The organism is Alteromonas sp. MmMcT2-5 (assembly GCF_022348315.1).
Classification (GTDB): Bacteria; Pseudomonadota; Gammaproteobacteria; order Enterobacterales; family Alteromonadaceae; genus Alteromonas; species Alteromonas macleodii.
On sequence record NZ_JAKRFB010000081.1, the window covers coordinates 1 to 12,819 of the forward strand.

Annotated in this window: 10 protein-coding genes; 8 read left to right on the forward strand and 2 right to left on the reverse strand. The window is 44.8% G+C overall.

Annotated elements, in window-relative coordinates:
• Nucleotides 1–252 precede the first annotated feature (252 nt).
• Together MHN09_RS19845 and MHN09_RS19850 are read right to left on the reverse strand one after the other, a co-directional pair.
• Nucleotides 253–675, reverse strand: a complete 423-nt coding sequence (locus MHN09_RS19845; protein ID WP_014949443.1) for a DUF3429 domain-containing protein — start codon at nt 673–675, stop codon at nt 253–255.
• Between the two features lie 99 nt (nt 676–774).
• Nucleotides 775–2,052 carry a citrate synthase gene (locus MHN09_RS19850; RefSeq protein WP_014949444.1) on the reverse strand — a complete coding sequence of 426 codons (1,278 nt, stop codon included), beginning with the start codon at nt 2,050–2,052 and terminating at the stop codon, nt 775–777.
• Nucleotides 2,053–2,756: 704 nt separating this feature from the next.
• On the opposite strand from MHN09_RS19850, the gene sdhC reads away from it, so the two are divergent.
• From sdhC to sucD, 8 genes are all read left to right on the forward strand, one after another.
• Nucleotides 2,757–3,131, forward strand: coding sequence for a succinate dehydrogenase, cytochrome b556 subunit (gene sdhC / locus MHN09_RS19855; RefSeq protein WP_014949445.1), 375 nt, complete (start codon nt 2,757–2,759; stop codon nt 3,129–3,131).
• A complete protein-coding gene (sdhD, locus tag MHN09_RS19860) occupies nt 3,125–3,472 on the forward strand; it encodes a succinate dehydrogenase, hydrophobic membrane anchor protein (protein WP_014949446.1) in 348 nt (115 codons plus the stop codon). Before sdhC ends, sdhD begins: the two co-directional genes overlap by 7 nt.
• Before the next feature lies 1 nt (nt 3,473).
• On the forward strand, nt 3,474–5,246 hold the full coding sequence (gene sdhA, locus MHN09_RS19865; RefSeq protein ID WP_014949447.1) for a succinate dehydrogenase flavoprotein subunit: 1,773 nt from the start codon (nt 3,474–3,476) through the stop codon (nt 5,244–5,246).
• Nucleotides 5,247–5,260: 14 nt separating this feature from the next.
• A complete protein-coding gene (locus MHN09_RS19870; RefSeq protein WP_012518362.1) occupies nt 5,261–5,971 on the forward strand; it encodes a succinate dehydrogenase iron-sulfur subunit in 711 nt (236 codons plus the stop codon).
• Between the two features lie 176 nt (nt 5,972–6,147).
• Nucleotides 6,148–8,967, forward strand: coding sequence for a 2-oxoglutarate dehydrogenase E1 component (sucA, locus tag MHN09_RS19875; RefSeq protein ID WP_168533524.1), 2,820 nt, complete (start codon nt 6,148–6,150; stop codon nt 8,965–8,967).
• Nucleotides 8,968–8,976: 9 nt separating this feature from the next.
• Nucleotides 8,977–10,488 carry a 2-oxoglutarate dehydrogenase complex dihydrolipoyllysine-residue succinyltransferase gene (gene odhB, locus MHN09_RS19880; RefSeq protein ID WP_014949449.1) on the forward strand — a complete coding sequence of 504 codons (1,512 nt, stop codon included), beginning with the start codon at nt 8,977–8,979 and terminating at the stop codon, nt 10,486–10,488.
• Nucleotides 10,489–10,640: 152 nt separating this feature from the next.
• Nucleotides 10,641–11,807: an ADP-forming succinate--CoA ligase subunit beta gene (gene sucC / locus MHN09_RS19885; RefSeq protein ID WP_014949450.1), complete on the forward strand. Its 1,167-nt coding sequence runs from the start codon at nt 10,641–10,643 to the stop codon at nt 11,805–11,807.
• Entirely contained in the window at nt 11,807–12,679 is an 873-nt protein-coding gene (gene sucD, locus MHN09_RS19890; RefSeq protein WP_012518366.1) for a succinate--CoA ligase subunit alpha, read from the forward strand. Before sucC ends, sucD begins: the two co-directional genes overlap by 1 nt.
• The last annotated feature ends 140 nt before the right edge of the window (nt 12,680–12,819 follow it).

Genomic DNA, 12,819 nt, shown 5'->3' on the forward strand with positions numbered 1-12,819 from the left:
AGAAATAGCCATTTTGCTGCACCCAAAGATGAGTAATAGATCAAAATGGGGGATCGGTGTCAAGAAAAATAAATCAGCTAATTAGGTGCGGAATGACGGGTTAAAGCTCTATTTATCAATTGCTTAAGCTGGTTATGCGTAACTTTACGGTTTGAGTTAGACACTCGCTTAATCACCGCAGGCTTTTGCCTCTATTACTTTTTTGCAATTAACTAATGTCATGCCTTTAACGCTAAGCTGTTAGTAGTAACGTTATACGAGCAAGTAAATCATCCAGGCGTGACAGATAACAACGACACTTGTTAATCCCATCCGCAAGCTTATGTAACTTACAATCTGCTCTTTAGGAAGACTAAGGATAAACTTGTCGTAAATAAGTACGGCGACGTAGCTTAGCGATAAAACGCCAAACACCTTCACGTCGTGAGAGAACACTAAACACAACCACCCAATTATGGTCGGCAACATAGCGACTAGCATTTGCTTGTCGTAACGTTGATTACTTATTGCGTCCCACCAATGGATACCACCAAAGAAAGACAATAGCACGGCTGAGTATTGGACAAAGTAAACGGCGCTTTGCGTAAGCGATAACAGGTTAAGCTGATAAGCCAGTGGCATAGCCACAAAAGGAATGAGACCGGCAATACCTAGAAAAACCGCTGAATAGGGCATTGTTGTTCCTTGAAGTAATCTTGTATAAACAAAAATAGCGCCTTAAAGGCGCTATTTTTACTATTAAGCGTAATACTTAGTTCAGTATTTACTAATTTACTACTTAATTGGCGTGTACTTACGCTGGTTATGACCAGTGTAAAGCTGACGAGGACGACCAATTTTTTGTTTAGGATCGCTCATCATTTCATGCCAGTGTGAAATCCAACCTACTGTACGAGACAGGGCAAAAATACACGTAAACATGTTAGTTGGAATACCAATCGCTTTAAGTACGATACCAGAGTAGAAGTCTACGTTCGGGAACAGTTTCTTCTCTGCAAAGTACGGGTCACTCAATGCAATCTTTTCAAGCTCCATTGCTACTTCTAGTAGTGGATCTTTAACATTAAGTTCGCTTAGTACTTCGTGACAACTTTCACGCATTACCGTTGCACGTGGATCGTGGTTCTTATAAACACGGTGACCGAAGCCCATAAGACGGAATGGGTCATTCTTGTCTTTAGCGCGTGCAATAAACTCAGGAATACGATCAACTGTGCCAATTTCTTCTAGCATGTTCAGACATGCTTCGTTTGCACCACCATGAGCAGGGCCCCAAAGTGAAGCAACACCAGCAGAAATACATGCATATGGGTTCGCACCAGAAGAACCGGCAAGACGAACGGTAGACGTTGAAGCATTCTGTTCGTGGTCTGCGTGAAGCGTAAAGATACGGTCCATCGCGCGCTCAACAGCTGGGCTGATTTGATATTCTTCTGCTGGTACAGAGAACATCATGTTCAGGAAGTTAGCTGCATAGCTTAAGTCGTTTCGTGGATAAACAAACGGCTGACCTACATTGTACTTGTAGCACATAGCAACAAGAGTAGGCATTTTAGCAATTAGACGGTGCGCGCTGCGAATGCGCTGTTCTTCATTAGAAACGTCTAAATCGCTGTGGTAGAACGAAGACATCGCGCCAACGGTACCACATAGCATTGCCATAGGGTGGGCGTCGTTGCGGAAACCGTGGAAGAACATGTTAATTTGTTCATGTACCATGGTGTGACGAGTAATTGTCTCTTTAAATTCTTCGTACTGTTCTTTTGTTGGTGCATCACCGTGAAGAAGCATGTGACAAACTTCTAAGTAGTCTGCATCACGCGCTAGTTCTTCGATAGGGAAACCGCGGTGTAATAATACACCTTGAGCGCCATCAATGTAGGTAATTGAAGACTCGCAAGATCCTGTCGCCATAAAACCTGGGTCGTACGTGAAATAACCGTGCTGGCCTAACGTACGGACATCGATTACATCTTGTCCTTCGGTGCCAGACAAGATAGGAAGCTCGATTTCCTTACCGCCGGCTTTAAGAATGGCTTTCTGATCTGCCATAAAATGCTCTCCTCAGAATGGTTCTGTTTGCAGCGAAAACGGACGAAAATATCCGCTTCGTTGGGAAAAGTGGGCGTATTTGTACTTTATTATGCACCAACAAGTCAATTTAATTGCATATTTGCACAATAAATATTCCGAATTGCTTAAAAAAATACTAGCAATCAGATAACGATTAATTAACTCGTTGGGATTTCACTTTGCCCGATACGGTGCAATTATCAATGGCTTTTCGATAAAGGTAAACCACCGAACGATAAATATATTAACAGGTTAGTTTAAAAAGTAACCTTTTGATGAGGAATAAATACGCATACAGATTAAAAGTGCTTAATTTCTCGTTGTTATGCATAGTTATTCCATTTAGCTGCTGGTAAACTTCTAAACACTGTAATTGCGCTCGTTTAAACGTGTTGCGCTCAATTTTGATCTCTTTTTATTCAAAATAATTATCATAAAAGTGTATATAGCGACTAAAGTCTTACTACGGCACAAAAAATTGTAATTATATACTACGCTGGATATACTCAGCGGTGCTTTGGAAATGGAATAATTATTCTGTTACAGGCATTAAAGAATAATTCACAAATTGTTAACAACTCAATGGATGAGGCAATTAACAGGTTAAAAATCGAATTCACTTACTCAGGACATAATAAAGGTAAGAAATTCATTATCCCCTACGGATTAAACAGGCATACATTGTGAAAAAGCAAAGACCAGTAAATTTAGAACTCAATACTATTAAATTTCCGCCCTCTGCTATTTCGTCAATTCTCCACCGTGTAACCGGTGTTGCAATGTTCTTCGCGCTACTTTTTGTTATCTGGGCATGGGCAGTTTCTGTTCATTCGCCTGAAGGTTTCGCGGACGTACAAGCAATCATGGACGGTTTCTTTGGAAAATTTGTCGCAATTGGCACAGCTTCAGCGCTTACATATCACATTCTAGGCGGCCTAAGACACGTTGTTATGGATTTAGGTCACTGGGAAGAATTAGAGTCGGGTAACACAAGTGCAAAAGCAGTAATCGCACTTTGGGTTGTACTGACCGTAGTATTGGGAGTTGCATTATGGTAACCAACCAAGCAAGCATCAAGCGTGACGGCGTACAAGACTACGTTTCACTTCGCGCTACAGCAGCAATTATTTTCGCGTACTCGGTTTTCATGGCGTGGTTTTTTATTACCACCGATAACCTAACGTTTATCGAATGGCGAGGGTTGTTCTCTGGCCTGGCTATGAAAGTTTTCACATTGGCAGCACTAGTAGCAGTGATGATCCACGTGCGCATCGGCCTTTGGCAGGTGCTTACAGACTATGTTAAATCAGCAGGTCTGCGCGCAGGACTACAATATATCTTAAATATCATCGCATTCGGCTATGTAGCTGTTGGCCTATTCGTATTGTGGGGAGTGTAAAATGAGTTTACCCGTTCACGAGTTTGATGCAGTAGTAATTGGTGCTGGCGGTGCAGGTATGCGCGCAGCACTACAGATTTCGCAGTCTGGTAAATCATGTGCACTGTTATCAAAAGTATTTCCAACCCGTTCTCATACTGTGTCTGCTCAAGGTGGTATTACTGTAGCACTTGGTAATTCACACGAAGACAATTGGGAATGGCACATGTATGACACCGTTAAGGGTTCTGATTATATCGGTGACCAAGACGCTATCGAATACATGTGTAAAACTGGTCCGGAAGCAATTATCGAAATGGAAAATATGGGTCTACCATTTTCTCGTTTCGAAAACGGTAAAATCTACCAGCGTCCTTTTGGCGGTCAGTCTAAGAACTTTGGTGGCGAGCAGGGCGCTCGTACAGCAGCTGCAGCTGACCGTACTGGTCACGCGCTTCTACACCTTCTTTACCAGCAAAACGTAAAGAACAAAACAAAAGTTTTCTCTGAGTGGTATGCACTTGACCTAGTTAAGAACCAAGACGGAGACGTTGTTGGTTGTACCGCGATTGATATCGAATCTGGTGAAGTAGTTTACTTCAAGTCTCGCGCAGTTGTACTTGCAACAGGTGGTGCGGGTCGTATCTACGCATCTACTACAAATGCACACATCAATACCGGTGACGGTGTTGGTATGGCACTTCGTGCAGGCGTTGCAGTTCAAGATATGGAAATGTGGCAGTTCCACCCAACGGGTATCGCTGGCGCAGGAACATTGGTAACAGAAGGTTGTCGTGGTGAAGGTGGTTATCTTCTAAACAAAGACGGCGAACGTTTCATGGAACGTTATGCACCTAACGCGAAAGACCTTGCTGGTCGTGACGTTGTTGCGCGTTCAATGATGACTGAAATTCGTGAAGGTCGTGGTTGTGAAGGCCCATGGGGGACTCACATTAAGCTTAAGCTTGACCACCTTGGTAAAGACGTTCTTGAGTCTCGTCTACCTGGTATCCTTGAACTTTCACGTACGTTTGCACACGTTGACCCAGTGAAAGAGCCAATTCCAGTAATTCCTACTTGTCACTATATGATGGGTGGTATTCCTACAAATGTTGATGGCCAATGTCTAACGGTTGATGAAAACGGTAACGACAAGGTTGTTAACGGTCTATTTGCTTGTGGTGAGATAGCCTGTGTATCTGTACACGGTGCGAACCGTCTTGGCGGTAACTCACTTCTTGACCTTGTTGTATTCGGTCGCGCGACCGGTTTACACCTTGGTAAGACATTGTCTGAAATGGCACCAACACGCGACGCATCAGAGTCTGATCTTGAAGCCTCTATGACTCGTTTCAACCGTTGGGAAAATTCAGAGAAAGGTAAGGGCGAAGACCCAGTACAAATTAAGAAAGACTTGCAGAAATGCATGCAGCTTAACTTCTCAGTATTCCGTGAAGGTGAAGCAATGGCGGAAGGTCTTAAAGAGCTTAGCGAAATTCGCGAGCGTCTTAAGCATGCACGCCTTGACGACAAGAGCGCAGACTTCAATACCCAGCGTATTGAATGTTTAGAGCTTGATAACCTAATGGAGACCGCGTACAGCACAGCAGTAGCAGCGAACTTCAGAACGGAAAGCCGTGGTGCTCACAGCCGCTTCGACTTCCCGGACCGTGATGACGATAACTGGTTATGCCACAGCATCTACGATCCGAACACTGATAAAATGCTCAAACGTGAAGTGAATATGGCGCCTAAGCTTAGGGAAGCATTCCCGCCTAAAGTGCGTTCATATTAAGAGAGGCAACGATCATGCAATTAACTTTTTCGATTTATCGTTACAACCCAGAAGTAGATGCGAAGCCTCGCATGCAAGACTACACTCTAGAAGTAGAGGAAGGTCAGGACATGATGGTGCTAGACGCGCTACTTGCACTTAAAGAGCAAGATCCGACGCTTTCTTTCCGTCGCTCTTGCCGTGAAGGTGTGTGTGGTTCAGACGGTGTGAACATGAACGGCAAAAATGGCCTTGCGTGTATCACTCCTTTATCTGCACTGGGCAAAGGTAAAATAGTAGTTCGTCCACTTCCAGGTCTACCTGTTGTACGTGACCTTGTTGTTGATATGACGCAGTTCTACACACAGTACGAAAAGATTAAGCCGTTCTTAATCAACGACAGTAAGCAGCCGCCAGCGCGCGAACACTTACAGTCACCTGAAGAGCGTGCGAAACTTGACGGTCTTTACGAGTGTATTCTATGTGCATGTTGTTCAACGTCATGCCCATCTTTCTGGTGGAACCCTGATAAGTTCATCGGTCCTGCTGGTCTACTTCACGCGTATCGTTTCCTTATCGATAGCCGTGATACGGCAACTGAAGAGCGTCTTAACGACCTTGATGATGCGTTCAGCGTATTCCGCTGTCACGGTATCATGAACTGTGTAAGTGTATGTCCTAAGGGCTTAAACCCTACAAAAGCGATAGGCCAAATTAAGTCTATGCTTTTACAACGGGCTGTTTAGTACTATATTCTGATAACTTCCTAAAGTTACAGATAGTGATGCTCTAAATAGCCATCCCAAAAGGATGGCTATTTTTTTATATATTCGCTGTTATAACACTTGGTTATGCTGAGAATAACCTTATAATACATCTTGATTGTTAACTAGATTTTATAAAACGTAGCAAGGCAAATTAAATGCAAGAAAGCGTGATGAAAGCGTGGTGGGATTCCTCGCACATGGCAGGTGCCAACGCTGCCTATGTTGAAGAGTTGTATGAAACTTATTTAGAAGACCCGCAAAGTGTCTCTGAAAATTGGCGACAAATCTTCGATAACCTCCCCAAAGTCGATGGCGTAGAGTTAGAAACCAATCATACAACAATTAAAAATCAATTTAGGCAACTTGCTGCGTTAGGGCCAACCGCCCGCATGTCTAGTCCGTCTGTGCCTTCTGCAAATGTTTCAGACGACAGGCAAGTTAAAGTTCTTCAGTTAATCAATGCGTTCCGCTTCCGCGGTCATCAGCACGCAAACCTTGACCCGTTAGGTCTATGGAAACAAGAGCGTGTACGCGACTTAGAACTATCTCACCACAGCCTTTCTGAACAAGATTTTGATACAGTCTTCAATGTAGGGTCTTATGCTATTGGCAAAGATTCTATGCCGCTTGGTGAACTGTTTAAATCGCTTAACCGCACTTACTGTGGCTCTATCGGTGCAGAATATATGCACATCACTGATACCGAGCAGAAGCGTTGGTTACAACAAAAAATTGAATCTGTTCAAGCAAAACCTGAAATTTCTCGCGATGAGAAGTTAGGCATTCTTAAAGGCCTTACTGCGGCTGACGGAATGGAAAAGTACTTGGGTTCTAAATTCCCAGGTGCAAAGCGTTTCTCGCTAGAAGGCGGCGACGCACTTATTCCAATGCTTAAAGGTTTAATTACCAAAGCTGGCACTGCGGGTACCAAAGAAGTGGTTATCGGCATGGCTCACCGTGGTCGTTTGAACGTGCTAGTTAACGTATTGGGTAAAAACCCATCGGTGCTGTTTGATGAATTTTCAGGTAAGCACGACGACTCACTAGGCGCGGGTGACGTGAAATACCACGCAGGTTTCTCGTCTGACTTCGCGACTCCAGGCGGCAATGTTCACTTAGCACTAGCGTTTAACCCGTCTCACCTTGAGATTGTAAACCCTGTAGTTATGGGGTCTGTACGTGCACGTCTTGCGCGTCGCAATGATGACACGAATACAGTACTGCCTATCACTATTCACGGTGACTCGGCAATTGCTGGTCAGGGTGTAGTACAAGAAACCTTCAACATGTCGCAAACTCGCGGCTTTGCTGTAGGTGGTACGGTTCGTATTGTGGTAAATAACCAAGTTGGTTTCACCACATCGAAGACTGAAGATACCCGTTCAACGCAATATTGTACTGACATCGCGAAGATGGTACAGGCACCGATTTTCCATGTGAACTCAGACGATCCTGAAGCGGTTGCCTTTGTTACACAGCTTGCGCTTGAATACCGTAATAAGTTTAAGAAAGACGTTGTAATTGATTTAGTTTGTTACCGTCGCCATGGTCACAACGAAGCGGATGAGCCAAATGCTACGCAGCCGTTGATGTACCAAAAAATCAAAAAGCATCCAGTTCCACGCGTAATCTATGCTGATCAGCTAATTGCTGAAGGTGTGATAGAGCAACGTGATGCAGATCGTTATGTTGAAGAGTACCGTGAAGCTCTTGACCATGGCGCGTGCGTTGTTGAAGAGTGGCGTCCAATGACAGAGCATAGCGTTGACTGGTCTCCGTACCTTGGTCACGACTGGGATACGCCTTACGATGGAGCGCTTTCAGTTGAGAAGCTTAAAGAGCTAGGTGAGTCAATCACTACTATTCCTGAAGAGCACAAACTTCAGTCTCGTGTAAACAAGCTTTACCAAGACCGTAAAGCGATGGTCGCGGGTGAAAAGCTACTTGATTGGGGTATGGCAGAGAACTTAGCTTATGCCACTATCGTAGATGCCGGCGAAGATATTCGTATTACAGGTCAGGATTCAGGCCGTGGTACTTTCTTCCACCGTCACGCGGTATTGCACAATCAAAAAGACGCATCGACGTATATGCCACTTCAGCATATTCGCGAAGGTCAGGGTGAAATTGAAATTTACGACTCTGTGCTTTCGGAAGAAGCAGTAATGGCATTTGAGTATGGTTATGCGACAGCAGAGCCTACATGTCTGACTATTTGGGAAGCCCAGTTTGGTGACTTCGCTAACGGCGCTCAGGTTGTATTTGATCAGTTCTTGAGCTCAGGTGAAGCGAAGTGGGGCCGTTTGTGTGGCCTAACCGTTTTACTTCCACATGGTTATGAAGGCCAAGGCCCAGAGCATAGTTCTGCGCGTCTTGAGCGATTCTTGCAAATGTGTGCTGACCACAACTGGCAAGTGTGTGTACCTTCAACACCCGCTCAGGTTTACAACATGCTTAGACGCCAAGTGGTTCGTCCAATGCGTAAACCACTTATCGTGATGTCACCTAAGTCACTATTACGTCATCCAATGGCTGTATCTTCGTTAGAGGAACTTGCAGAAGGCAAATTCCATAACGTAATTGGCGAAATTGATGATATCGATCCGAAGAATGTGAAGCGTGTTGTTATGTGTTCAGGCAAGGTTTACTACGATTTGTTAGACCAGCGCCGTAAAAATGAGCAAACAGACGTCGCAATCATCCGTTTAGAGCAACTTTATCCATTCCCACAAGAAGAATGCGCTAAAGTTGTGGCACAATACAGCCACGTAAAAGATTGGGTTTGGTGTCAAGAAGAGCCTCAAAACCAAGGCGCTTGGTACTGTAGCCAACACCATTTCTGGCAAGCAATTCCAGATGGTGCAAAATTAACATATGCAGGCCGTGATGCATCCTCGTCACCTGCAGTAGGTTATGTATCCGTTCACAACCAGCAACAGAAAGCCCTGGTTGAAAACGCACTCACAATTAAATAAGGAACAGTAATGACAATTGAGATAAAAGTTCCGGTTCTACCTGAGTCAGTTGCCGATGCCACCATTGCAACCTGGCACGTAAAGGCCGGTGACGCAGTTAAACGAGACCAGAACCTGGTTGATATTGAAACTGATAAAGTGGTTTTAGAAGTTGTGGCGCCAGCGGACGGTACAATTGGTGAGATACTAAACGAAGAGGGTGCAACTGTTTTAGGCGAGCAAGTTATTGCTAAACTAGAAAAGGGTGGTGCTGCTGCACCAGCTGAAGCTAAAACAGAAAGCAAAGCGAAAGACGATTCTAAATCAGATGCGGCTCCAGCGGCTTCTGGAAAAACATCTGATGTTAAAGTACCAGTACTTCCTGAATCTGTAGCTGACGCGACAATCGCAACGTGGCACGTAGCTGTAGGTGAAGCAGTTTCTCGCGACCAAAACTTGGTTGATATCGAAACTGATAAAGTAGTACTAGAAGTTGTTGCTCCTGCAGACGGTTCTCTTGCTGAAATTATCGCAGAAGAGGGCGCCACAGTAACAGCTGAAGAAGTGATTGCTAAATTTGTAGAAGGTGCAGCAAGCGGCGCTTCTGCTCCAGCAGCGTCAAGCGAAAGCGATGACAGTGACGAGAGCAGCGATGCGCTTAGTCCTTCTGTTCGTCGTTTACTTGCAGAAAAAGGTGTTGACGCAGCTAAAGTGAAAGGCACTGGCAAAAATGGCCGTATCACTAAAGAAGACGTAGAGAAGTACCTTAAAGGCGGCGACAGCTCAGCGAAGGCAGCGCCTGCTGCGTCTGAATCTGTTTCAGCTGACTTACCAACGGGTAATCGTACCGAGAAGCGTGTTCCTATGACGCGTCTTCGCAAGACAATTGCTAACCGTCTTCTTGAAGCGAAGAACTCTACAGCAATGCTAACAACGTTTAACGAAGTAAACATGAAGCCAATCATGGACCTTCGTAAGCAGTATCAAGACAGCTTCGAGAAGCGTCACGGTATTCGCCTTGGTTTCATGTCTTTCTACGTGAAAGCGGTAACCGAAGCCCTTAAGCGTTTCCCTGAAGTTAACGCGTCTATCGACGGTGATGACATTGTTTATCACAACTACTTCGATGTATCGATTGCTGTTTCTACACCACGTGGCCTTGTAACACCAGTACTTAAAGATACTGACACACTAGGCATGGCAGGTGTTGAAAAAGGAATTAAGGAACTAGCACTTAAAGGCCGTGACGGTAAGCTGTCATTGGCTGAACTACAAGGTGGTAATTTCACAATCACCAACGGTGGTGTGTTTGGTTCACTAATGTCTACACCAATCATTAACCCGCCACAGAGCGCTATTTTGGGTATGCATAAAATCCAAGATCGTCCAATGGCTGTTAATGGCAAAGTAGAAATTCTACCAATGATGTACCTAGCGCTTTCTTATGACCACCGTATTATCGATGGTAAAGAATCAGTAGGTTTCTTGGTAACCGTTAAAGAGATGCTAGAAGATCCAACACGTCTACTTCTAGACGTATAAGACTTTCGTCTCACGGAATTGTGGTTAGGCGTTTAGCTTGTGTATGCTTGCTTTGCGCCTAACGCAACGCTGATATTTGCCCTATAATATCAGTCAAACTAATCAAGTCGCATTTGCGGCTTTTGTCTTACTAAAAATCGGATAGAAACACCATGAATTTGCATGAATACCAAGGTAAGCAGCTATTCAAAGAATACGGTTTGCCTGTTTCTGAAGGATACGCAGCAGACACTGCTCAAGGTGCTGTAGAAGCCGCTGACCGAATTGGCGGAAACGAGTGGGTAGTTAAGTGTCAGGTACACGCGGGCGGTCGCGGTAAAGCTGGCGGTGTAAAGCTAGTTAAAAACAAAGACGACATTCGCGCTTTCGCTGAAAACTGGCTTGGCAAAAATTTGGTGACTTTCCAGACTGACGAAAACGGTCAGCCTGTGAGCAAAATCCTAGTTGAATCTTGCACAGATATCGCTAACGAGCTTTACCTTGGTGCAGTAGTTGACCGTACAACCCGTCGCGTTGTATTCATGGCATCTACTGAAGGTGGCGTTGAGATTGAAACTGTTGCAGAAGAAACTCCAGAGAAAATACTTAAAGCTGAAATCGACCCAATTGTAGGTCCTCAGCCTTATCAAGCGCGCGAAATGGCGTTTGCTCTAGGTCTATCTGGCGTACAAATCAAGCAATTCACTCAAATCTTCCTTGGCCTAGCTAAGATGTTTGAAGAGCTTGACGTTGCGCTTATCGAAATCAACCCGCTAGTTATCAAAACTGACGGTAACCTACACTGCCTAGACGCGAAAGTAGGTATCGATGGTAACGCGCTATATCGTCAGCCTAAGCTGAAAGATATGCAAGATCCTTCACAAGAAGATGCGCGTGAAGCTCATGCTGCTCAGTGGGAACTAAACTATGTTGCGCTAGACGGTAATGTAGGTTGTATGGTTAACGGTGCAGGCCTAGCAATGGGTACTATGGACATCGTAAACCTACACGGTGGCAAGCCAGCTAACTTCCTAGACGTTGGTGGCGGCGCAACTAAAGAGCGTGTAGCTGAAGCATTCAAAATCATCCTTTCTGATGACAATGTTAAAGCGGTATTGGTTAACATCTTCGGTGGTATCGTTCGCTGTGACATGATTGCAGAAGGTATCATTGGTGCGGTTAAAGAAGTTGGCGTAGAAGTACCTGTAGTTGTACGTCTTGAAGGTACCAATGCAGAGCTTGGCCGTGAAGTTCTAGCGAACTCTGGTCTAGATATCATTGCTGCTGAATCGCTAACTGATGCAGCGCAGAAAGTTGTTGCTGCAGCGGAGGGCAAATAATGTCTGTATTAATTAATAAAGATACTAAAGTAATTTGTCAGGGTTTCACTGGCGGTCAGGGTACTTTCCACTCTGAGCAAGCAATTGCTTACGGTACGCAAATGGTTGGTGGTGTAACACCAGGTAAAGGCGGTACTGAGCACCTAGGTCTTCCAGTATTCAATACTGTACGTGAAGCGGTAGAAGCAACTGGCGCAACTGCAACAGTTATCTATGTACCAGCACCTTTCTGTAAAGATTCAATTGTTGAAGCTGCAGATGCGGGTATCGAGCTAATCGTATGTATCACTGAAGGTATCCCAACGCTAGATATGCTTTACGTTAAAGAATACGTAGAAGCGAAAGGCGTTCGCATGATCGGTCCAAACTGCCCAGGTGTAATCACTCCTGGAGAGTGTAAAATTGGTATCATGCCTGGTCACATCCACAAGCCTGGTAAAGTAGGTATTGTTTCTCGCTCTGGTACACTTACGTACGAAGCGGTTAAGCAAACCACTGACGAAGGTTTTGGCCAGTCTACTTGTGTTGGTATCGGTGGCGACCCAATTCCTGGTTCAAACTTCATCGACATCCTTCAGATGTTCCAAGACGATCCACAAACTGAAGCTATCGTAATGATCGGTGAGATCGGTGGTACAGCTGAAGAAGAAGCAGCAGCGTTCATTAAAGCTAATGTAACCAAGCCTGTTGTTTCTTACATTGCTGGTGTTACTGCTCCTCCAGGTAAGCGTATGGGTCACGCTGGTGCAATCATCGCAGGCGGTAAAGGTACTGCTGATGAGAAATTCAAAGCACTGGAAGACGCTGGCGTTAAAACTGTACGTTCACTTGCTGAAATCGGCAAGGCGCTTCGCGAGACTACAGGTTGGTAAGCTATCGCTTAACAATTTTGTGATAAAAGCCCGCTTTAAGCGGGCTTTTTTGTTTGCCCAGCGAAGCTGGCAAACCCGTCAGGTTGAAAGAAACCTGAATCACCCTGACTGAGGGGAAGATAATCCGAATGGCAAGGGCG